This window comes from Hymenobacter sp. UV11 (assembly GCF_004684095.1).
Taxonomy (GTDB): domain Bacteria; phylum Bacteroidota; class Bacteroidia; order Cytophagales; family Hymenobacteraceae; genus Hymenobacter.
Genome location: NZ_SRII01000013.1, coordinates 94,091 through 118,280, shown reverse-complemented (window position 1 = coordinate 118,280; position 24,190 = coordinate 94,091). Strand labels below are relative to the sequence as shown.

Here is a 24,190-nt window from a genome sequence, read left to right as displayed (position 1 = left end):
AGCAAACGAATCTGATGATTCCTGTTATGTTTGGCTGGGTGGCACCGGTACTGGGTGGGCTAGCTAACCGAGCGTTTTCAACACGCTGCCGGTGCCCAGCGGGTGTGCCAGGCTATTGCCATAGTCGTCATCGGGTATTTGCCTGGCTACCAGCGCCACATCTACCGGCCCGCGTAGCGCCAGGAATTTTACCGGCGCCGCGCGCCAGCGCAATAGGCGTTGGCTGGGCTGATAACAGAGGGTAGGCGCCAAGCACTTGTATTTAGCAGGTAGCCGAAAAACAGCCTGCGTGAAGGAAATCGACAGGAGCCGTTGAACAACTAATGTTTACCTGTTTTAGGGCAAGATATCAGCGGGTTAGGGTTGGCCGTATCAGCGGCGGACAGGTGGGCTTTGCTAGGGCAGAATTTTGCATGGGCGGGAACAAAGAGGCGGGAAGTGGTTGAGTACCAAGCAGCCGCTTTTTCCACGAAAAGCCCCGTGGCGAACCGCCCCAAAACGCACCGGCTACGCACCCGGGGCAGACGTGAAAGCAAGCATGGTCCCGCCAACGTCGTCCACTCGGGCAGCGCTGTCTGCGGCAGTAGCTTAGAAGAAGTCGGCGCGGTTAATGATTGCTTGCTCGCGCGCTCTGATTTCTTGCCTCATGCCTCCCGTGTTGCCGCCATTTCCCAGCCCGCTTGCCGGGCAATTTCCGCTCACCGAGCTACTGCTGGCCCTGCTCGATACCTCGCTCACGGGTATCGCCCTCCTCACCCCGCTCTACGACCCCGCGGGCGAGGTGGTCGACTTTGCCTTTGCCTACCTCAACCCAGCCGCGCAGCGCAGCCTACTCCTGCCGGCCCAGCCGGCGGTTACCTACCTGGAGCAGTTTCTGCCGAGCCGCCAGCCCGAAGGCGGGGCGTTTGCTTTTCCGCGTAACGCGTTCGTAACGGGCCAGCCCGCGCAGTTTGAGCTGACCTACCAGGCCAACGGCCACGACAACTACTTTCAGGCCACCGCCCGCCGCGTGGGGGAGGGCCTGCTCGTCTGCCTGACCACCCCCGCCGACCAGCCCCGCCCGGCGGTGGAAAAGGCCCCGCGCGAAAGCCAGGCCCGCGAGCGGGCCGCCCGCGGTAATGAGGCCCCGGCCACCAGGTGGCGCGAGGGGCAGCTCCCACCCACGTATTACAACTTCGTCTTCCAGCCCTTCTACGCCGCCCAGGGCCAGGTGCAGGGTATGAGGGCAGTGGCAGCGGAGGTGAGGGCGCAAGTGCTGGCCCGCCACCAGCTAGAGGACCAGGTTCGCCAGCTGGCCCAGCTCAACCAAGAGCTGGAAGCCCGCGTGCTGGAACGCACCCAGGCCCTGCGCCACGCCCAGGCCGAGGCCGATGCCACGGCCCAGCAGCTGCGGCACGTCACGGAAAGCCAGCCCGGCATCAACTTCACCGTAGACCAGACCGGGCAACTGCTTTACATGAGTCCGCGATGGAATGCCTACACCGGCCTACCCCCCGGCGCATCCGCGGCCGACGCCCAGCCCGCCCTGGTGCACCCCGACGACCTGCCCACCATAGCCCGCGAGTTGGCGGCGGCCCTGGCCGAGGGCCGCGCCTGGCGCTACGAGTTTCGCTTGCGCGGGGCCGATGGCCGCTACCGTTGGTTCAGCAGCCGGGCCGTGCCCGAGCCGCTAGCCGAGGCCGAAGCCGCCGGCCGGCCCCGGCAGTGGTTCGGCTCCGGCCTCGACGTGGATGAGCTGAAGCGCGCCCAGCAGCAGCTTGAAGAAAAAGACCAGCTGCTAACCAGCATTCTTTCCTCCCTGCCGGCCAGCGTGGTCACCTTCGAGGGCGAAGACCTGCGCTACGGCTTCTTCAACGATGCGTTTCAGCAGCAGGCGCAGGGCCGGGCCGTGCTCGGCCAGCCGGCGGGGGAGCAATTTCCCGACGCCGAAGCGCAGGGCTTTCTGGCCCTGCTGCGCCAGGTGCTACGCACCGGCGAGCCCTACCAGGCCCAGGAGGTGTACGCCCAGGCCCTCGACCCGCGCACGGGTCAGCCGTGGGACCTGTACCTGGACTTGTTCTATCTACCCTTGCGCCACGGCCAGCAGCCGCCCCACGCCGTCCTGGGCTTCACCCTCGACGTAACGGACCGCGTGCGGGCCCGCCAGCACGCCGAGGCCGCCCAGGCCGAAGCCCTGGCCGCCGCCGAGCAGGCCGCGGCCCAGCGCGAGGCGTTCTACCAGGTGTTTGAGCAAACTCCGGCCTGCATTGCGCTGCTGCGCGAGCCGAACCACTGCTACGAGTACGTGAACGACGCTTATCAGCAGCTGTTTCCCGGCCACGCCCTGCTCGGCCGCCCCGTGGCCGACGTGTTTCCCATGGCCGTGGAGCAAGGCTTCATTACCCTGCTCGACCGGGTGTACCAGACTGGGGAAACATACTTCGGCCGCGAAATGCTGTTGTCCGTTGTGGCGCCCGACGGCCAGCCCGCGCGTGATTTTTACTTCGATTTCACTTATCAGGCTATCCGGGAGGCCGGCCAGGTAGTAGGCCTCTCCGTGTTTGCCTTCGACGCGACTGAGCGGGTGCGGGCCCGCCGGCAGCGCGAGGCCCAGCAGCGGCAGCTGCACGAGCTGTTCATGCAGGCCCCCGCGCCGATTGTCATTCTCGATGGCCCCGACCTGACGTACCAACTGGTCAACCCGGCCTACCAGCGCATTTTCCCCGGCCGGGAGCTACTGGGCCAGCCGCTGCTGGTGGCCTTGCCCGAGCTGATGAGCACGGATATCCCCGCCATCATGGGCCAGGTGTACCAGACCGGCGAAACGTATGTGGCCCAGGAACTACCCCTGATGCTGGCGCGCACCGAGGGCGGCCCGCTGGAAGAAATCTACTGCAACTTCACTTACCAGGCTCGCCACGACGAGCACGGGGCCGTGGACGGGGTGCTGGTCTTCGCCCACGAGGTGACCGACGAGGTACGAGCGCGCGGGGAGCTGGCGCTGGCCAACGCGCAGCTCACGGCCGCCAACCGCCAGCTCACCCGCGTGAACGTAGACCTGGACAACTTCATTTACACCGCTTCGCACGACTTAAAACACCCCATCGCCAACATTGAGGGCCTGCTCGATGCCCTGAACGAGGAGCTGCCCGCCGCCCTGCGGGCCCCTAGCGGGCCGGTCGGTCCCATCCTGGACCGCATGGTGGAGTCGGTGGAACGCTTCCAGCGCACGCTCGATAGCCTCACCGACCTTACCCGGCTGCAACGGGCGCACGACCCGGTCGTTGCGCCCGTCAGCCTGGCCGCCGTGCTCGACGACGTGTGCTTCGACCTGGACGGGCTGCTTGCCGCGCCGGGCGTGCGCCTCACCCGCGACGTGGCCGGGTGCCCGCCGCTACTGTTCCCGGAAAAGAACTTGCGCTCGGTGCTCTACAACCTGCTCAGCAATGCCCTCAAGTACCGCTCGCCGCACCGCACACTCCATGTGGCCGTCAGCTGCCACGCGGTGCCGGGCTATCAGGTGCTCGAAGTCCACGACAACGGCCTAGGCATTGCGCAGGCCCAGCAGCCACGCCTGTTCGGCATGTTCCAGCGCTTCCACGACCACGTGGAGGGCACCGGTATTGGCCTCTACATGGTCAAGCGCATGGTCGAAAACGCGGGGGGGCGCATCAAAGTCCACAGCCAGGAGGGCACCGGCACCACCTTTTTCGTCTATTTTTCTGTCACTGACGCGCCGGCCGCGGGGGCTTGAGGTGGTCTAGCGGAAGCGGACAGCTAACAAACCTAACCTGAGTCCACGCAGAGACTGTCGCGTTTCTACCCAGGTAGCCTCGACCACTGCACGTAAAGCCCGGTTCTGCCCCGCTTTACTCGGCCACCTCACCAGTATCCGCACGCGCTGGTCAATCAACAACGCCCACTAGTGACCCCAGGTAGCGGGCGTGCATTTCGTGTGCCAGGGTTTCGCAATGCGGCTTCCGGCTGGCCAGCAAGTCGGTATACACGAGTAAGGCTGGTACGCAGCGCGGGTCAGCGGAGGCAAAGCAGGCCGCCGGAGCAAAGGAATTCAGAATCTCGATGGTGCCTTGGGCATAGGGTACCAGGTCGAGCTGCTGCACCAGCTGCGAGCGGGGCATTTGGCTATAGAGCGTCAGGCTGGTGGGTGGCTCCGAGCGGCTCAGAAGCAAGTGTGCGGCGTTTTCACCGCTCCACAGGCACTCGGGGGGTAGGGCGCGCTGGGGCCAGCCAGCCAGGGCGGCAGGGTCGCGGGGGCGATAGCGGTGCGGATTGAGGCGGCAGCGCAGCACCCTGGCGTAGTGGCTCAGCCAGTGCTGGGTAGCGGCGGGCTGGGGCAGCGGGCTGGCGGGCGGCAGCGCAGCCGCCTGCCACCAGTCAAGCTTAGCCAGGCTGCGAAGGGCTGCCCCAACTCTTGCCAAGGGCAGCTGGGTACGGGCCGCCAGGTTGGTGGGCGAATAGGTGGCAAGGGCCGGCTCCAGTAGCAGCTGAAACAGTAAGCGCAGCAGGTGCACGTGCCCGGCCGGCGTGACGGGGGTAGCGGGGACGGGCGCCTTGGGGCGGGCACAGCCCTGCACGCTTAGCAGCAAGCCTGGGTGTTGCAGCCAAGCATTGCCTGCGGCATCGGCGTAGTACTGGCCCTGGGCGCGCAGCTGGGCACCCAGCCTACTCGATACATAGTCGAACACAAGTAGCGTAGGGTAAGTCCCCGTCAATGCCGGGCGGGTGGGCGCGGTGAGCGCAGAAACCCTGGCGGGTGGCGTGGCCAGCAAGCGCACCTCCGAGCCTATGTGCCAAACCTGGGTTTCGGCCGGGCCGGCTAGCTGGGGCCACACAGGAATAGCCAAGCTGCATTGCAAGCGCTGGCGCACCTGCTCTAGCAGGGCTGCGGAGGAAGAAAAGGTAGCCAACAAGGAGCGAAAAGAATAGTACCCGGCACGTGAGTACCGGGCAGCCACCTGAGCCGAAGCGGCCTCAAAAACGGAAAGCCAGGGCTGCGGGGCGGCCCTGACTTTCTAAGTAGTACGCTACGGAGGCAGCCGCTGGGGGTGAGAGCTGGTTTAGTAATCCGTATTCTGAGGGTCGAAGTTGGTCCAGGTAGCCAGCCAGTTGGTGGCGCCGGCCGCGTTGGGGTCGGCAAAGGCGCCGATGTAGTTGACGTTCGTGAAGAAGGGGTCATTAAGCTTGGCGTCGCCAAAGTCGGCCGGCGCTACCGGAGCCGTGGCTGGGGCTACCGTCACGATGGGCGAGCCCGTGCGGGGTAGGAAGCTCGGCGACGTCAGGTTGAAGGGGTTGAGCAGCTGCACGTTGTCGGCAGTGGCGTAGCGGCGGTTGGTGTTGGCTTTGAGCCAGGTGAGCGGGCCCACGGCCGCGCCCCAGGCCGACGAGTCGGCGCTCATCACGTTGTTGGTGGTGAGGCTGCCCGCGCCGCCGGCCGCGCCGCCTATAAACAGAATGCTGCGCTGCCCGCCCACCGAGTTGGAGCCCACCAGCGAGCCGGCCACAATATTGTTCTTGAACCGGGCATCGTTGCGGCCGATGGCTGCCGCCGTGGGGTTGCCGTCGATGAGCACGCCCGTGGGGTAGCCCATTATCACCGAGTTCATAATGCTCAGGGCCGAGTTGCGGCGAATGTGCGCGCCGGCCGTGTACTGCGGGCTGTAGTTGGCCGCGCCGGGGTTCAGGATGGGGCCCACGGCGGTGATGTTGGAGAAGACGGCCATCGTCTGCGGGTTATTGGCCGTGGCAGTCCCATCGTTATCCGACTCAAACGCCTTGGAGCCCGACTGGTCGGCCTGCAAGGGGTCGCGCAGCGACACGCCAAACTGTACCTTGCCCGAGAAGCCGTTGTCGGTGTCGAAGTCGTCGTCGAAGGTGCGATGAGCCACTAGGTACTTGGCGTTCACGGTGCCGCCAAACCACTCGAAGGCATCATCGCCCGAGTACGATACCTGGATGTGGTCGAGGGTCGTGCCATTGCCCACGCCGGCCAGCGTCAGGCCGTTCACCTCATTATTGGGCGAAAAGGCTACCCCTCCAAATTCGATGCGCACGTACTGCATGATGCCCGAGTTATCGGCCACGGCCGCCGCGTTGACGGGCACGGTGGGCATGCTGCCGTACTTGGTGGTGGGGCCGCCCTCAATGGTGGGTAGAGCGCCGTTCACGGCCGAGTTAACGGGCGCGTTGCCGGCGATAATGACCCCGCCCCAATCGCCGTAGTTGCGCGAGCCCTTGGGCTGGTTGGAGGTGAAGATAATGGGCTTATCAACCGTGCCGATGGCCATAATCTTGGCGCCGGGCTCGATGATGAGCGCGCCCTTGGTATCCTTATCGCCCTTGATGATGGTGCCCGCCTCAATGGTGAGCGTGGCACCGCTGCCCACGTATACGTAGTCTTTGAGCAGGTATTTGTTGGCGGCCGTCCAGGTAGTGTTGGTGGTAATGGTATTCGCACGGCCGCCAGTCACCGTTACGGTGGTGCCGGCCACCGGCGTGGTAGTGCCCCCAGTGCTGGTGCCGCTGCCTGTGGTGTTGGGCGCCGGCGTAATGTCTTTCGTTTGGCACGCGCCCAGGCCAAGCAGGGTGGCGAGCAGGGCCACGGAAAGGATGTTCTTTTTCATCAAAAGAAAGAAAAGTGGGGAAGAAATCGAAAAGAGAGGGGGCTAGGGCACCGGCGTGGCCGGGCGCGGCTCCAGGCTAAAGCGCAGGCCCAGCGTGTAGTAGGTGCCCCGGCGGTAGTTGGTCAGCGAGGGGTCGCTCACGTTGTACTTCAGGTCGCGGCCGTAGTCTTGCACCAGGTTCACGCGCTGGTTGAATAGGTCCTGGATGCCGGCGTTGATGGATATGCCGCGCGAAACCGTCTTGGTCAGCGAGAAGTCGATGGTGTGGCGGGGCAGCTCCACTACGTCGGGGTACTGGTCGGAGCCCGCAAACAGGATGCGCGGCCCAAACACGTTGTAGAGCGCCGTCACCTGCCACGCGTTGTCGGGGGTGTTGAAGTACAGGCCGCCGTTGAACACGTAGGGCGACTGGCCCTGCAGGGCGCGCTTGTTGTTCCAGGCCACGATGCCGTCGCCGAGCGTCACCTGGCTTTTGATGAGTGAGGCGTTGAACACCAGCGAGAGGTTTTTGAGGCGGTCGCTGGCAAAGGCCAGGTTCTTTTTCAGGTCCAGCTCCACGCCGTAGGCGTAGGCGCTCGGCGCGTTGGCGAAGGTGTAGGCCAGGTTGGAAGTCAGCACCACCACGTTTTCGATGGGGTTCTGGAAGTTCTTGTAGAACGCGCCCACGTGCACCAGCTCGCCGGGGGTAGGGTACCACTCGTAGCGTAGGTCGAAGTTGTCGATGGTAGCTACCTTCAGCGGGGTGTCGGGCGCGAGGTACAACGAGCCGTAGTTCAGCACGTTGAAATCAAAGTCGTAGTAGAAGAACGGCGCGGCCTCCCGAAACTCGGGCCGATTGAGGCTGCGGCCGTAGGAGGCGCGCACCAGGTTGGTGGCGTTGAAGTTGTAGCTGAAGTTGGCCGAGGGCAGCAAAAAGTTGGTGGTCACCGTCTGGTTGACCGGCTGGCCGTTCAGGCCCGTGCTGATGGCCTGCACGTTGCGCTCGAAACGGGCGCCGGTCACCAGCTTCAGCTGGTCGGTGAAGGGAATATTGAACGACAAGTAGCCGGCTTCCAGCTCGTTGTGGGCCGAGTAGCGGTAGGTCGAGTTCAGGTCTTCATCCAGCCGGTAGCCATCGGTGCCGATGTTGCCGGGCGCGAAGATGTTGCCCACGTCCTCGTTCTTGAGCCCGCCTACCCCCCCCGTGTTGAGCGAGTAGCCGAAGGCGCGGGCGTTGAAGCTGCGGCGGCGGTACTCGAGGTAGGTGCCCGCCCCGATTTCCACCTGGCGGCCGGCCACCGGCACGGTGCGCTTCAGATTGGCATTGAGGGTGAAAATGTGCTCATTAAGCTTCTGATACAGGCGGCCGGCGTTGTTCACATCGACCTGGCCGGCGGCGGGCGTGAGCACGGTTTGCACCTCGGGCGTAGTGTCGGTGCCGGGCGTTACCTGGTAGCTCACGCGGCGCAGGTCGGGCTCGTTGCGGGCCGAGTAGCCGTAGCCGCCTACCCAGTCGAAGCTGGTTTTCTCATCGGCCGCCTTGTGGGTGCCGGCCAGCTGGCCGGTGTAGGTGGTGCGGCCCTGGTAGCCCTGCAGGTAGCTGCGGCGGTTGAGCACGCCGGCATCGTCGCGCCCCTCGCGGGTCACCTGCTGGTTGCGGGCCTGCTGGCTGAAAAGGTTGCGCAGCTCGAGGCGGCCGCCGTGGGGTAGCACGAGGCTGAAATTCTGGATGGCGCCGAGCCGGATATTCTGCGTCGACTGGTCGTCGCGAAACTGGTCGGTGCGCCCGCCCGAGGCATCATACAGGTTGCGGTTGACGTTGAAATGCGTGTAGGTATTGGTGTAGTTAAGCGACGACACGCTGCCGATTTCGAGCCCGCCCACCTTTATCTGGTCGAGATACGCCGCGTTGAAGCGCATATCAGGCATGGCTTGGGTCTTGAAAATCCCGAAGTTGTTGTCGAGCTGCTTGGCGTAGAAATCGCGCTCGTACTGCTGGTAGGCGGTGCTCAGCGGCGGCATGCCGTTGGGCAAATCGCGCTTGGTCGCCCCAAACCCAAAAGCATCGCCGCTGTGCGGCTGGTCGGTGTAAAACTCCCGGCCGGTGGTGCCCTGGCGGTAGCCCGACGAGTAATTCACCGTAAACTGCCGCTCGTTGAATACGGGCTTGCGGAGGTACACTTTCACCAGGCCGCCGGCAAAGTCGCCGGGTAGCTCGGGCGAGGGGTCTTTAAACACCAGCACCCGGTCGATGAGCGAACTGGGAATGATGTCGAAGGAGAATGACTTGCGGTCAGTTTCCGAGCTGGGAGCCGTTACGTCATTGAGCCACACCGTGTTATAGCGGTCACTCAGGCCGCGCACCTGGATAAAGCGGTTGTCCACAATTGTGACACCCGGAATGCGGCGCACCACCTCGGCCGCGTCGCGGTCCTGGGTTTTCACAATCTGCTCCGACGAAATGCCGCTCACCACCACATTGGCCTGCCTGATTTCATTAATCACCGACACTTCCGTGTTCGTGCGGCGCACGCCGCTCACGGTTACCTCGCTGAGCTGGGTATTGTCGGGGTCCAGCTTACCGCTCAGTGCGGTGGTTTTACCGGCCGTCACCACCACTTTGGGCACCGTGAGCGGCTTGTACGACACCGACGTAATAATTACCGTGTAGGTACCGGCTGGCACGTTGGTCAGCAGGTAGTGGCCCTTTTCATCGGTTGGCCCGGCGATGGTGGTGTTCTCCAGGCGTACCGTGCTGCCGATGATGGCCTCCTGATTTTTGCCGTCTTTGTAGGTGCCCTCGATGCTCCCGGTGCGCTGCGCCAGCACGACTCCGGCGGGCGTCACGCATAGAAGCAGGATGAAAAGTTTTCCAGTAAGTGTTCCTTGCATAACGGCCACAAAATTCCGGTGGCCCTGTTATCACAATGTGACGAACATGTTACAAAATGAATTTACGATGAATAATGGGGTGCTACGCGCTCGCCGCCAACTGCTAAATGGAGCAGGTTAGTGGTGGCCGAGCCTGACCACCGCCTGACTTGCTGGGGAAAGCTATCTGCGTGAGCAGTTCGTTTAGCGGCATCTTTCGGGAGCATTTGGCGCAACGCTATGGCCCGCCAACGCATAGATTACTCCGGCAAATATCCAACGGGTACTCAAATCCTGCTCACTCAGCGAGATTTTGTGTTCCTCTGCCCGCCCTACCCCCTTGCGTTAGCTAAAGTGCAGGGGACGCGCAGTCGGGAGCAGCAGCTTCTAATTTATTGAGTAAAGCCCTCATAATCATCATTTTTAAGTTTGGAATGATGCTGCGCTCGCTACATTTGCAGTAGCTCTGATTTAGAGCCTAAAAAATCAGTGAATAATTATATGTCTGGCCGCCTCGGATAATCGGCCAGCCGCAAGTGGCGGGCCCGGCGTGGCGGATTCTTCGCCTTAGCTACCAGCTACCTACTTCTTCACTCTCCCCTTTTTCCCGCCCCCTATGCGAACATTTACTCCTTCTTTACCGCTGCTATTGCGCCGGGCGGCGCTGCTCGTGCCGCTACTCGGTGTGAGCTGGCTGGCTCAGGCCCAGAGCACCTTCCTCAACCCCGGCTCCCTCAGCTACCAAACCACCGGTGCGGCCAACAACCGGCAGGTGCAGCTCAGGGTTCAACAAGCTAACACCATCCTTACCGAGCTTCGCAACCCTCTCGCAGTCAAGGTATCGCAAGCAACGGCGACTACTCGCCCCGACTTGGTGGGCGCTACTTCCACGAACAATCCCCCGGTATTCACGGGGCCCACGCCGGATAAGGGAGTGAAGATTACGGTGTATGCGCCGCGCCAGGGCCAGGGCCAGACCCCGCCCACCAGCTTCACGGTGCAAGCCGCCGATGGCGACGCGGGCGACAAGGTGACGCTGCAGGCCGCGAGCCTGCCGCCGGGCGCCACGTTTACGCCTACCACCCCCGGCAGCAGCAACCCTGCGCTAGCTGTCTTCTCCTGGACACCCACCGCCACGACGGAAGGACTGTACACCACCACGTTCACGGCCGAGGACAGCCGGGGGGCGCAGACGACGACGACCGTCACGTTCGAGGTGTTTGGCACCGACCCGCCCGTGTTCGTGGCCCCTACCCCCCCCAACATGCAGGAGTTCAACGTGGTGCCGGGTCAGACGGTCAGCTTCACGCTGAAAGCCAGCGACGTGAATACCTACGGCGAACGCCTGACGCTGCGCAACGTCACGGCCCTCGGGTTGCCGCCCGGTGCCACGCTTACGCCCAGCCTGCCCACGAGCGGCAACTCCGTGGAAGCGACCTTCTCCTGGACCCCGAACAGCTTCAGCGCGGGCACTTTTGACCAGCTTTTTGAGGTGCAGGATGCGCTGGGCTCCGTGGCGGCCACGCGGGTGCGAATTAATGTGCGAAACCCCATAGTGCCCAAGCCGCCCGTGTTTGTGGCGCCCACGCCGTCCGATAATCAGAAGTTCATTGTGGCGGCCGACCAGCAACTTAAGTTCACGGTACGGGCCACGGACGCCGACGCGGGCGACCTCGTGACGTTGCGGGCCGAGGGCCTGCCAGTGGGCTCAGTGCTCACGCCCGGCCCTACCCCAAGCGGCAACCCTGTCGAAACTACCTTCACCTGGATGCCCACGGCTGCGCAGGTCGGAACGTATGTCGTTACTTTTTTTGGAAAGGACAGCGGCGGTAGCAATACCCCTCCCCTACCCCTCAACATCCAGGTGACGGCGGCGGTAGCTTGCAATCCGACGGCCACGCAGCCCGTGGCTAACCCCGACCGGTTTACCACTACTTGCGGAGGCTCGCTACCCATTTCGCCCGCCCAGCTGCTGGCCAACGACACTGACCCGCTCGGCCGGCCCCTGCAAGTAGCGGCGGCGGGCCTCGGCACGAATGCCACTGTGGTGACGAACCCCGATGGGACGTTCACCTTCACGCCCACACCGGGCTTCACGGGCCGGGCCAGCTTCACCTATGTGGTGCAGCTAGCCGGGCCCGTGCTGGCCTCGGTTGAGACAAGTCATTACTACGAGTTTGTATCGGCGCCGGGTATCTGCTGGAACGACGCGCGTGATGCCGCCGCCGCCCGCTCCTATCAGGGCTTGAAGGGCTACCTGGCCACGGTTACTTCCAGCTCGGAAACCGCCTTTCTAATGAACCGCAACGCGGGGCCGTTCTGGCTGGGGGCCTCGGATGCGGCGGTGGAGGGCGAATGGCGCTGGCAGACGGGCCCAGAGGCCGGGCAGCTCTTTTGGCGCGGCGGCCCCGGCGGTACGGCCCTGGGCTACGCCAACTGGAGCCCCGGCGAGCCCAACGACTACAAGAACCAGTTTCGTCCCGAAGGGGAAGACTACGCTATTCTTTACGCGGGTGCCGGTGCCCGGTGGAACGACCTGAGCCAGTGTGGGACGGGCGCTTCGGTGGCGGGCTATCTCGTCGAATACGGCGGACTCGAAGCTTGCACGCCCATTCTCTACGCCATTGGCACGGTCACCATCGACGTGGCGGCCCCTACCCCCGCCCCCGTCGCCAACCCGGACTTTTATACCTATAGCCGGGGCCCAAAGCAGCAGCTGTTTCTGACTGCCGCCGACCTGCTGCGCAACGACACCGACCCGCTGGGGCGGCCCCTGCAGGTCCGCGATATCAATCCCCCCAACGTGGGGCAGTTTTTTGTTTTCCAAACCGGCCCCACCGGCGAGTACACTTACAACTACAGCCCCCCCACGGGCTTTGTGGGCAAGGCCACGTTCACCTACCTGCTGCAACTGGCCGGGCCGGTGCTGGCCCTGCCGGCTACCGGGCACTACTATGAGTATGTGAGCGCGCCGGGCATTTGCTGGGCCGCTGCGCAAAAAGCGGCCGCCGCCCGCTCCTACCAGGGCATGGGCGGCTACCTGGCTACCATTACCTCGGCGGCCGAAACTGACTTTCTCAAGCGCTTCGCGGGCCACAACTGGTTTGGGGCCTCGGATGCGGCGGTGGAGGGCGAGTGGCGCTGGCAGACGGGCCCCGAAGCCGGGCAGCTCTTTTGGCGCGGTGGCCCCGGCGGCACGGCCCTAGGCTACGCCAACTGGAGCCCCGGCCAGCCCGATAACTTCCAAAATGAATTCCGGCCCGCCGGCGAAAACTACGGCATGGTCTACGGCGGCTCGGGCCAGTGGAATGATTTAGCTGCCTGCGGCGAGGGCAGTTCGGTTGACGGCTACCTCGTCGAATACGGCGGGCTAGAAGCCTGCACGCCCGTGCTCTACAGCGTCGGTACGGTCACCGTCGAGGTGCCGTATTCCCCGTTTTTCACCGTCGTGGGCGCTCCTGCTGTGGTCCAGGCCACTGGTAAGGCGGCGGCTCCGGCCACGCTCGAAGCGGCACCCAACCCCAATGGTGGGCAGTTTCGCCTGCGCGTGACGGCCGCCACCGACGGCCCGACTCAACTGGACCTATATGACTTGCAAGGCCGCCGCGTGCAGGCCGTATTCACGGGCAACCTGCGGGCGGGCGAGGTGCGTGAGCTGGATGTCGAGGCGCCGGAGCTGGCCGCCGGCATCTACCTGGTGCGGCTGCAGAGCGGCCAGCAGGTGCAGCATTTGCGCGTCGCCATTCAGAAGTAAACGGCGGCTAGCCCAAGGGGCCCGCTCGCTTTCGGCAGCTAATCCCTACCCCCCTTCCTCCTCCCGGACCGCAATGGCCGGAGCGGAGGGGGGTAGGGATTTGCCGTGAATAGCGAGCGGCATCGCGGCCGCTTGCTTGCCAAAACACGGTGCCGCTACCGGGCGTTGCAGCCTGCTTGTAGCAACCGGGAGGTAAATTTTCGCATCAAGCAATTGCTAAGCAAGTACTTACCATAGCAAAAAAATGCCGTCGGCTATCAGCTAAATAGCAACCCTGCTAATCAATAAGTAGCTTTTTCACCACAGTGCCAGCGCTGGTACGCAGACACAGCGCGTAGACGCCGCTGGACAAGTCGCGCAGGTCGAGCTGGTGCGCCGTCGAGCCTTGGGCGGGTAGGCTTACCGTGCGCACGGCCCGGCCCACCGCATCGAGTAAGGTAGCCGTCACGGCCTGGTGGCCGAGGCTGGCAGGCAACTCTACGAATGTGCTCGTTCGGCAGGGGTTAGGATAAAGCTTGATCTGCTGGGTCAGGGCAGCGGGCACGGTTGCTAGCGCCTGCTGAACGGTCACGACTACCGCATTAGACCCATAATGGCACCCGGTAGTGGGATCGGTAGCGATAGCCGCGTAGGAGCCGGCCGTACTTACGGTGCGGTTGCTTCCGCTGCTAGCCCCAGGGTTAAAAACGAAGGTGGCTCCCGGCAGGGCCTGGTCGAGGTGGTGGAGGCTGCCGTCAGCGTTAAGTCGCACCAGATTGTCGGGGGCGGCCGCGTTGCCATTGTAGCTAGCAAACCAGCCCCCGGCCAGCACCCGGCCGTCAGGCTGCAGCGCCAACGAATTTACATAGGCGTCGGTCCCGGTGCCGCCCGCGTTAAAGCCCGTATCGAGTGTCCCATTAGCATTGAGGCGCAACACGTAGTCGGGGGCGGTGGCGCTGTTGTAGTCGGTAAAGTAGCCACCTACCAGCACCTTCCCATCGGGCTGCGCAGCCAGCGTGAACACGCCTTCATTGAAGCCGGCCCCGCCGTTGTTGAAGCTGGCATCGAGACCACCGTCGGGGTTTAGGCGCAGCAGGTAGTCGGGGGCAGCCGCGTTGCCGTTGTAGCTAAGGAAAACTCCTCCTAGCAGGATGCGGCCGTCGGCCTGCACGGCTAGCGCGCTTACGTAGGTATTTCCGGGCCTTCCGTCGCCACTTATCCCGGTGCCACCGCTATTGAAGCCCGTATCGAGGCTGCCATCGGCATAGAGCCGCATTATGTAATCGGGGGCGGTAAGGCTGCCGTTATAGCCCGTAAAGTTGCCGGCCACCAATGCTTTGCCATCGGGCTGCACGGCTAGGTCATACACATTGCTATTGGCGCTAGCTCTGCCGTTATTGAAACTGGTATCGAGGCTGCCGTTGGCGTTGAGGCGCAGCAGAAAGTCGGGAGCGGCCACGTTGCCGTTGTAACTGCTGAAGCCTCCCCCAACCAGGATGCGGCCATCGGCCTGCAAGGCCAGGGCCCGCACGCCATTGTCGAAGCCGCTGCCGCCTGGGTTGAAGGTGGCGTCAAGGCTCCCGTCAGCGTTGAGGCGCAGCACCATATCGGGGGCGGCGGCATTGCCATTATAGACCCGCAGAAAGCCGCCCACTACTATTTTGCCATCGGGCTGCAACGCCAGTGCACTCACGGTGCCACCCACCCCAGTCCCTCCTGGGTTGAAGCTGGTGTCGAGGCTGCCGTCAGCGTTAAGTCGTAGCAGATTGTCGGGGGCCGCCGCGTTGCCATTGTAGCTCGTGAAGTAACCCCCCACCAATACTTTCCCATCGGGCTGCACCAGCACCTTATTTACCGAGTTATCAAGACCGCTACCCCCCACGTTAAAGCCCAGCATGGTGGCGGTGGCCGTCAGGGTCTGACTGCCACCGAAAGGCAGCACCAGCGGGTCGGGGGAGACCTGTACTTTCACGGGCGGTGGGGCATTCACCGTCACTACGTTGCTATAAGCGGTGCCACTGGCAGTAGTAGCCGTGGCTTGGTACAGGCCCGGCTGGTCGACGCTGATACTTGGCCCGGTGGCTCCGTTGCTCCAAGTATAGCTCACGCCGGCTAGGCTAGCGGTAGCCGTGGCTGTCAGCGTCTGGCTACCGCCCGCACACAGCGTTAGCGGGTCAGCGGGCGTTACGGCCACGGTAGGGGCTTGCGCGCGGGCAGGCGGCACCAGCAGCGTCAGCGGCAACCCGATTATCCAAAGGCGGCCCTAGGATAAGGCCATAGAAGCGCCTAAAAGTTGTTTCATATAAGAAGGGTCTAAGCAGCTCCGCCTACCAAATAGGTGAGAGACTCCAGAACAAAACGTCCGGCTGCTGAGAAAAAACGAGACAAATGTAAAAGTCGGTGGAGACGCTGGCGTACCCTGAAGAAGGCGATGGTACAGTCCCAAGTAGAGCAGTGGCCAGATGCTAAGCGTTTTGCAATAATATTCTTTATCTCATAAGGAGTGGGAAGTAGGGGCTTCCTCAAGGGCGGCTTAGTGAGTCCGGGGCATATCAGTATACAGCTACTACTTACTTGAGTAACTGCTCACTCACTTGTAGGTCGGCTTGAAATTAGATTATTTTTCTTTTGCAGTGGGAATAACCCAAGCGGTTATAGCAATACGCTGCAAAAAAGAAGCAATGCCTTGAGCAATAAATTATTGGCTGGTAAGTGGGGTGCAATCGATTCCGGCAACGATTCCGATACTTTCATTTTTATGTCAGGACTAAAATCATGGCCATTCGCTTACAAGCGCGCTCTAACTTCAAAGTAGATAGCTTGAAAGGCCTGTAAAGGCACCTTTGGCGCGTATGGCGCCGGCTGGCAGGGGGTAGGACACTAATTGCACTTTCATCGGAAACGGATAGTGAAAATAAAGAAAAATTAAATAATATTTTGATTATCAGTATTTTAAATAACTATCACTTGTAATTCATTTCTTCTTTCACCTAACCTACTGCTTATGCAAAAACACCCCTTAATGCACGTCTGAATATAGAAAACTCATTACTCCTTTTTCCACACTTCTTTAACCCCACCCAGCAGAAAATGAAAGGCAAAAGTACTGTCATAGCTCTATTTATGAGCTTTAGCTGCCTGAGCTTATTTGCGCAGGCCCCCCTTGTGTACACGGCCGAGAATACGGGGGGTAGCTGCGCGGCGCCCCCCTTACCCGCTTTCAGCCAGCTGCCCGCCATCCAACCCTTGCCCGACCCTTTTCTGTGGGCAAATGGCAGCGGACGCTCGACAAGCTTCAGCGACTGGGAATGCCGGCGCAATGAAATAAAAGCCCAGATTGAAAACTACGAGATAGGAAAGAAACCTGCTCGGCCTCAGAATATTACCGCCAGCTACGCCAATGGCACCCTCACGGTAAACGTGACGGTAAACGGCAAAACGGCCACGCTGACCTCGCAGGTGGTGCTGCCCGCAGGGGCGGGCCCGTTTCCGGCCATCATTGGCATGAACAGCCCGACGGGCAGTGTCCCGGCCTCGGTTTTTACCGGCCGCAACGTGGCTACTATTCGCTACAACCACAACAACGTTACCACCTATGGCAACCCGCAGCTGACAGACCCCTTCTACCAGCTCTACCCCGACCAGAATCTCTCTAACTCGGGGCAGTACGCGGCCTGGGCCTGGGGCGTGAGCCGCCTCATCGATGGCCTGGAGCTGGTGCAGGCCAGCCTACCTATCGACCTGAAACACCTTGGCGTCACGGGCTGCTCCTACGCCGGGAAGATGGCTCTGTTTGCCGGGGCCTTCGACGAGCGCATTGCCCTGACTATTGCCCAGGAATCGGGCGGGGGCGGCGCGCCGGCCTGGCGCGTATCGGAAACGCTGGGCGCGGTAGAAAAGCTGGGCGCCACGGACTACAGCTGGTTCAAGGACGATATGAAGCAGTTTGCCGATGCCAACGTGTCTAAGCTGCCGGAAGACCACCACGAGCTGATGGCGATGGTGGCGCCCCGCGCCCTGCTGGTGACGGGCAACACCGATTTTGAATGGCTGGCCAACCCGGCGGCCTACGTCTCGGCCCGCGCCACGCACGAGGTATACAAGACGTTTGGCCTGGGCGACCGGTTTGGCTTCTATATCGACGGGGGCCACAACCACTGCGCTGTGCCCACCACCCAGGTGCCGGCCATGCAGGCCTTCGTGGACAAGTTTCTGCTGGGCAACACCAGTGTCAACACGAACATCACCACCAATCCCTACCCCACCCTGGATTACCAGCGCTGGTATAAGTGGTGGGGCACCAACAACCCCGTGCTACCCCCCCTGCCGCCTGAGCCGCTGGGAAAAAGAATCTGGCTGGAAGCTGAGTGCGCTACGGTAGGTTCGAGCTGGAGCGTGGTGGCCGACACGGCCGCCGCCGCCGGAGCTTATGTGAAGGTAAAAAGCGGCCTGAGCAGCACGGCTACCCCCCCTTCTGGCGCAGCTGCCGTCCTCACGACGCCCTTCACCATTGACAGTGCCGGCACCTACAATGTGCTGGCCCGGCTGAACATCCCGCCCACGGAGGATTATAGCTACTGGGTGCAACTGGATAATGGCGCTTTCCAGGCTGTCGGCAGCCAATTAGCGACGAATCCTAGTTTTGAGAGTGGCTTAACCGGCTGGACCACGCTCAATTCGAGCGGCGCCACCATTACGGCGAATAATGTGGCGGCTGATGCCCATACCGGCACCGGCTCACTGAAGGTAGTGAACCCCACGGCCCAACCCGGCAGCCAGTGGAGAGTGCAAGTATCGAGCGCGGCCTTCCCGACTGCCATTGGCAAGCAGTACGTGATTTCGTACTGGGTAAGAGCGGCGGCAGCCGGTGGTTCTATCCGGCTTTCTAGCGGGCCTTCGAGTGCACAGTACCAGGCCGACCAGGCAATTGGTACGGCGTGGCAGCAGGTTTCCTGGACCATCACGGCGAGCCTCACTTCCACCACTTTTTTGTTTGATATGGGGCAAGTGGCCAACACCTACTACATCGATGATGCCAGCATAAAAGAAGTGGGGGCAACCGCTGGTTGGCGCTGGATAAAGTTAAAAGATGCCGCGTTGAGTCCGGGTCCGCACACATTAACCATTGGCTACAATGCCGGCGGCAATGCGGGCTTGGATAAACTGTTAGTTACCTCTTCCAACCTGCCTATTACGGGTAAAGGGCTCGCCGCTGATAACTGCAAAACCTCCCAAACTATCAGCTTTGCGGCCCTACCCCCCAAGCTTTATGGCGACGCCGACTTCGCGCTCACCGCCACGGCCAGCTCGGGCCTGCCCATCACTTTCATCAGCTCCGACCCCACGGTGGCTACCGTGACCAATGGCATGGTGCAGCTACTCAAAGCCGGCACTACCACCATCACGGCACTACAGGCCGGTAATGCCGTGAATCAGCCCGCCGCCGTGAACCAGACCCTGACCGTTGCGCCGGTGCTGGTGCAAGTGCAGTACAAAGACGATGACAACAGCCGCCCCACCGGGCAGGATATCAAGCCCACGCTGCGCCTCGACAACCAGGGCCCCACGGCGGTGGACTACGGCAGCCTCACCGCTCGCTACTGGCTCACGCCCGAGAACTACAGCGGCCTGGCCACCAGCATCGATTATGCCGCCTTAGGTACCAGCCAGGTGCATGCCCGCTACGTGCCGCTGGCCCAGCCTCGCCAGGGAGCCCTGGGGTACGTAGAGTACACCTTTGATACTAATCTGGGTAACCTCGCTGCGGGCGGTACTTCGGGTGAAATTCGCTCGCGCTTCAACAACCTGGCCTACGGCGACCTCAACGAAACCGACGACTACTCTTACCGGCCCAATGCCGGGGCCTACGCCCTGAACGACCACATCACGCTCTACCGCAACGGCCGCCTGGTGTATGGTACCGAGCCCACTACGGTGGTCCCAACCACAAGCCTGGAAGTACTGGCCCAAAACCGTAATGGCTACTCGCGCGGCAACACCATAAGCGAGTACCTGAACGTGCGCAACACCGGCAACCAACCCGTGAACTACGCCGACCTGAAAGTGCGCTACTGGTTTAGCCCCGAAGGCGCGGCCAGCCTCAACTACTGGTTTGACTGGGCGCAGGTGGGCACCAGCAATGTGAGCGGCCAGGTAGGACAAAAAGGCGCCGAGTTCTATTTTGAAACGAGCTTTTCCCCGAGCCTGGGCCAGCTAGCCCCCCTCAGCAGCACCGGCGATGTCCGCTTCCGGCTGGCCAAGAGCGACTGGTCTAACTTCATGGAAGACAACGACTGGTCGTACCGCGCCCCCTGGAACTACGCGCTCAATGACCACGTCACGGCCTACTATCAGGGCCAGCTGGTGTATGGTATCGAGCCCGGCGCCGCTTCGGCTGCCGCTCGCACCGTGGGGGCAGCCACCACGCTAGCCACTACCCCGGCCACCAGCCAGGACGCGCTGCTGGAAGCCTACCCCAACCCTGTGGCTTCGGCTACTACCGTCCAGTTTCGGGCGGCGCAGGCCGGCCGGGCCCTGGTGCAGGTATTCAATCCGCTGGGCCAGCTGGTCGCCACCCTCTACGACGGCACCGTGGAAGATGGTCGCACCTACCAATTACCGTTTGCTGCCCAGTCGCTCGCCAATGGCCTCTACGAATGCCGACTGCTGACGGTGGGTAAGACCCTAACGCAGCGCGTAGCCGTCAATCACTAAGGCGGGATTAATCCGTTGCACCAACAACAGGGGCTACTGTCAAGTAGCCCCTGTTTTTTTTACCAAGGTGCCCCACGACAGGCCGCATCAGTCCCTGCGGATAGCCGATGTTCATCCCTGCAAAGGGGGTAGCAGGCTGGTGGGGTAGGCAGGCGGGACAGGTTGAAGACCCAAACGCCTGGCTGCCTGAAGGGCCTCGGGTAAAGGGCTGGTCCAAAAGTCGCATTTAACCACGCTGGTAACCGAAACGAGTATTGAGGTGCCGGCCAGCAAAAAGTCCCGGCCTGTCGGCGGGGCATGGTGGGGTAGGCGGTGCGTAATGTGCTAAAAATCAGTATTGGCACTGATGTAAGCAGTTGGGAGATGAGATACGTTTGCGGCTCATTTATCCCCTTTCATCCTCATGAAAAAGTTTATTTCCATCGCCGCGGGCTTTGCGGCAACTTATGGCATTCTGGCCGTTTTGCGGCGCCCTGCGCAAGTTGATGGTCCAGTACCTGGTATCGACCCGATGAGCCCCCTAAAAGCGGCGGCCATTGCGGCCGTGGTGCACGCGGTAACTGCGCAATTCGCTGGGCGGTAGCACCCGGCTCGGCGTGGGGCTACCACTGGCAAAATCCCCGACCGCAAGGCATTGTCCTTGGGGTCGGGGATTTTGAGTTTTTAGTCAGAACAGGCACTTTGTTCGTAAGGGCAACTGCTGGGTGGCTGCTGCTTTACTTTCGAATGAGCATGCGCAGGTGCTGTACCTGCTGGCCTCTTTGCAGACGCATGATGTAAATCCCCGCGCTCAGGTCGGGGGCGTCCACGGCCACTTCGCGCGACTCGCCGGCTAGCAGGCTACCCGTGAAAAGCGAGCGCACCAAGCGCCCCTGCATATCAAACAAGTCCAGCTGAGACGGGCCAGCCATGTCTGCCAGCACCTGCACCCGAAACTGCCCCGTGCTCGGGTTCGGCGTTACCTGTAGCGTCTGCTCGCCAGTAGCGGTTCTTAACGCCGCGATAGCGGTCGCCTTTATCGACTGCTGCATGGAGGGACCCACCATGATGGTGACCGTGCCGAGGGAGTAGAGAATTGGCACGCACGGCTCCAGCCCGCCGTATTCGACTAGGTAGCCGGCGGTCGTGCCGCCGGTGTTGCAGTTGTTCACGTCGTTCCAGTAGCCCGAGTTGCCGTAGAAGATGCCGTAGTCCTCGCCCTCGGGATGCCCGAAGTTGTGAAAGTCATCGGGCTGGCCCGGACTCCAGTTTGCGTAGGCCGAGCCGATACCGGTAGCCGCGCCGCGCCAGAACAACTGCCCGGCCTCCGGCCCCGTTTTCCAGCGCCACTCCCCTTCCACCGCCTCATCTGCCGCGCCAATCCAATACTGGCCCATGGCCTGGCCCGTCAGGAAGTCTTTCTCCCCGGCAAAGGTGACGGTGGCCAGGTAGCCCTGCATGCCTTCGTAGGTGTGTGCAGCGGCGGCGGCGGCGGCATCGGTCCAGCAAATACCCGGGGCGCTCACAAATTCATAGTAGTGATACGTACCCGAGGAGGCTATGACCGGCCCAGCTCCCTCGATGGTGTAGGAGAAGGTGACCGGGCCCGTATAGCCCGGATACGGCGCGGTGTAGGTGTACGTGCCATCGGCGTTGGTGACCAGCGTGCCCGCGCTGGGCTCGCCGACGTGAGACACGCGCAGGGCGCGGTTGCGCGGGTCCGAGTCGTTGGCCAGCAGCTGCGCGGCCGTGAAGGTCAGCGGGCCCGCGCTCGCTACCAGCTGGTCAGGAGTCGCCACGGGCTGGTTCACATTGCGGTTGCACACCGGCGAGAGTGGGGAGGTAGTGAAACTCACGGCCGGCGTGGAGGTAGCCGTTTGGGTGCCCGCGCAGTTGCTGGTGACGGTAACCGCGTAGGTAGTGTTAGGCGTGAGGCCGGTCAGGACCACGGGCGAGGCGGTAGCCGGCATGGTCTGAGCGGCACCGCCGCTAGGGGTGTAGCGCACCGTGTAGCCGCCCGAGGCCGTGCTACTACCGTTGAAGCCGACGCTGGCCGTCGTGGACGTTACGCTGGTTACGGCTACGTTGGTGGGTGCCTGGCACGACCCCGACCACGTGACCTGGACGGTCCTGCTTAACCCACCAAGACTCGCCACTACGTTATCGGCGCCCGCATTGGTGCCGGTATAGCAGAAAGGCGCTACCCCGGCGGCATCGGTCGTAGCAAACCCAGAAGTGCTGTTCACGCCGCTAACCGCAAAGTCCACCCGCACGCCCACTACCGGGTTATTAAACTGGTCTTTGACAGCCGCCGCCACGCAGTAGGAGCTACCCGTTTGCGCCGTGCCGGTGGCCGGGGTCAGCGCAAGGCTGCTCACTGTAGCCACCGGGGCGAATGACTGCCCACCGGGGTAGCCGTAGGAGTCGTACGTATCGAAGCCATAGACGAAGGCACCAATCGGATAGATACCTCCCGTTAACTGGTGCACCCCCAGGCTCACGGTCAGCTGCGCGCCCGAGTAGCCGCTGCTGCCGATGGCACTGAAGCTGCCCGCCGGCACTACTACGCCATCGAGGCGCACGGTACCAACCGCGGCGTTTGGGGCCACTACGTTGATATAGTTGCCTAAGAAGCCCGAAGCTGGCGTGGTAACGGTATAGCTGCCCAGGAACTGCTCCAGAGGCGGAATGAGCATCATGAAAGGGTCAGAAACCACGTTGTCATATGACGAGCTGTTCGAGTACTGGGCCACCAGGATAGGCTCTGTGGACGTAATCTGCGCGGAGCTAGTAATAACGCGCTCGTGATACTGCCCGCGATTAAGGGTAGCCACCAGCGTGCCGTTCACGCGTACCTGAGTGTTGTTGGTAGAGGCCAGAAAGCGGAAGGTGTCGCCGTTGAGACGGGTTTTGAGCGGTACCGATACAAACTGCTTGCCCCAGGCAGTAGTGGGAGGCAGCTGCTCGACCAAGTAGTCACAGGCTTCGTGGTTATGCGGGACGTTCGCGCACTTGTTGCTACCGAAGACGGAGATGGGTTGGGTAGCCGAAATAAGGGTGCCCGACAGGTCACTCGGATAAGCCCCCGTGCTTCTGAGCAAATACGTCTGGCCTTGGTTCAGCGTAATGTTATAAGGCACACCCACCACGCGAGTACCGGCCGTTACGGTTGGCGTGATGGTCACTACCGTCCCGTTCACGGTCCCGACGAGAGCAAACTGCGTCCCCATTACGTTGGTCAATTCCGAATTCAAATAGCCCAGGTTGATATACTGGGTGCCGAGCACATCAGTAGGCAAGGCCAGGTAGGCGTCGGTGGTGTACTGCTGTCGGTTTAGGCCGTACACGGTTACTTCCTGCCCCGACGTAACGTGAATGCCATTATTGGCCACCACATCAGACGTAAACAGCTCCGCTCCGGCCGGAACAACGACGGAGGTTACCGCACCCGGTGTGACCGAAAACGTGGTGGTGAAAGCTGGACTTGCGATGCTTACGGTGCCCGTCGTTGCTACTTCGCCCGTAATAAACAGGGTTAGGGTAGTACCGCTGGAAAGGTTGCCGGGGAAAGTCAGCCAGAAATCGGTGCCCTTGCTGTCGGCCGCCGCAAAGCTGCGGCTGCTCAGGCCGCACAGCAGCAGGCTTAGCAAAAGAGTAACCCGGGCTTTCCAGACGCGGTACAAACGGGTGCGCTGGCGCGTGCACTCAGCTACCGAGGATACGCTACTGCCCCTTGATGGACAAATAGTTAAAGGGTCGACATTTGCCATGGCGTGGAGTGGTGGGGATTAGTGAAAGAATGAGGTGCTTGGGTAGTAATGGACTGTTGCCAGCCAATCAATAGCGACTTTTACAACAAGCAATCCGCCTGCGGCCAATCAGGGGGGTAGGGCGCAGCCCTTGGCCCAGCCAGCGGTAGCTCGCCCCCACGCGTAGCGCTCTGGTCAAGGCGCCGCACAGCAAACGGGTACAAGCTGCCAGTCTTCCTGGACGTACTATTGGTTGCTTTATAAGCTGCGCGAGCTGCTCAAAGGGCCGTCATACGTCATAGTGGTACCGGCCGCGTTGAAGCAAGCAGCCCCGCCGTTGGTGGGCCGCATTTCTCCGCCAGAGTAGCCGGCTTGGGCCACCCCTACCCCGCCATTTGCGTCCTGCTTCAGGTACTGAATGTTGTGGGGGTTCCGCTGATTCGGGCTGGCCCATTGGGCCGTTGGAGTAGCGGTATGCAGGAGGCACAAACCTTGCCCGGGCGAACTGTTCCAAACCCTGCCCTGCGTGGTCGTCTCCACCGTCG

The 24,190-nt window shown here is 62.1% G+C and carries 10 protein-coding genes; 4 read left to right on the top strand and 6 right to left on the bottom strand.

Annotation, left to right across the window (positions count from 1 at the left end; translation table 11 throughout):
* Positions 1–63 precede the first annotated feature (63 nt).
* Positions 64–252 (bottom strand): hypothetical protein, encoded by a 189-nt coding sequence (locus E4631_RS21465; RefSeq protein WP_133657055.1) that lies wholly within the window; start codon positions 250–252, stop codon positions 64–66.
* A gap of 394 nt (positions 253–646) precedes the next feature.
* Between E4631_RS21465 and E4631_RS21460 the strand changes: the two genes are divergently transcribed.
* Positions 647–3,733 (top strand): PAS domain-containing protein, encoded by a 3,087-nt coding sequence (locus E4631_RS21460; protein ID WP_166648034.1) that lies wholly within the window; start codon positions 647–649, stop codon positions 3,731–3,733.
* A gap of 151 nt (positions 3,734–3,884) precedes the next feature.
* Here E4631_RS21460 and E4631_RS21455 read toward each other — a convergent pair whose 3' ends face one another.
* The 3 genes from E4631_RS21455 to E4631_RS21445 all read right to left on the bottom strand — a co-directional run bounded on the left by E4631_RS21455 (position 3,885) and on the right by E4631_RS21445 (position 9,446).
* Positions 3,885–4,910 (bottom strand): type IV toxin-antitoxin system AbiEi family antitoxin, encoded by a 1,026-nt coding sequence (locus E4631_RS21455; RefSeq protein WP_166648033.1) that lies wholly within the window; start codon positions 4,908–4,910, stop codon positions 3,885–3,887.
* A gap of 147 nt (positions 4,911–5,057) precedes the next feature.
* The gene (locus tag E4631_RS21450) at positions 5,058–6,620 is read right to left on the bottom strand and encodes a T9SS C-terminal target domain-containing protein (protein WP_133657052.1); all 1,563 of its coding nucleotides are present in this window, start codon (positions 6,618–6,620) and stop codon (positions 5,058–5,060) included.
* A gap of 42 nt (positions 6,621–6,662) precedes the next feature.
* A complete protein-coding gene (locus E4631_RS21445) occupies positions 6,663–9,446 on the bottom strand; it encodes a TonB-dependent receptor (protein WP_166648032.1) in 2,784 nt (927 codons plus the stop codon).
* A 640-nt stretch (positions 9,447–10,086) separates the two neighbouring features.
* Between E4631_RS21445 and E4631_RS21440 the strand changes: the two genes are divergently transcribed.
* A complete protein-coding gene (locus E4631_RS21440) occupies positions 10,087–13,224 on the top strand; it encodes an Ig-like domain-containing protein (protein WP_133657050.1) in 3,138 nt (1,045 codons plus the stop codon).
* 277 nt (positions 13,225–13,501) lie between these two features.
* Here E4631_RS21440 and E4631_RS21435 read toward each other — a convergent pair whose 3' ends face one another.
* Positions 13,502–15,445, bottom strand: coding sequence for a T9SS type A sorting domain-containing protein (locus tag E4631_RS21435; protein WP_133657049.1), 1,944 nt, complete (start codon positions 15,443–15,445; stop codon positions 13,502–13,504).
* 881 nt (positions 15,446–16,326) lie between these two features.
* Between E4631_RS21435 and E4631_RS21430 the strand changes: the two genes are divergently transcribed.
* On the top strand, positions 16,327–19,917 hold the full coding sequence (locus E4631_RS21430; RefSeq protein ID WP_174805452.1) for a cellulose binding domain-containing protein: 3,591 nt from the start codon (positions 16,327–16,329) through the stop codon (positions 19,915–19,917).
* 403 nt (positions 19,918–20,320) lie between these two features.
* Complete coding sequence (locus E4631_RS21425) at positions 20,321–20,500, top strand: hypothetical protein (protein ID WP_133657047.1); 180 nt, start codon at positions 20,321–20,323, stop codon at positions 20,498–20,500.
* Positions 20,501–20,633: 133 nt separating this feature from the next.
* Here E4631_RS21425 and E4631_RS21420 read toward each other — a convergent pair whose 3' ends face one another.
* Positions 20,634–23,546, bottom strand: a complete 2,913-nt coding sequence (locus E4631_RS21420) for a cadherin-like domain-containing protein (protein WP_205704288.1) — start codon at positions 23,544–23,546, stop codon at positions 20,634–20,636.
* Positions 23,547–24,190: the final 644 nt, after the last annotated feature.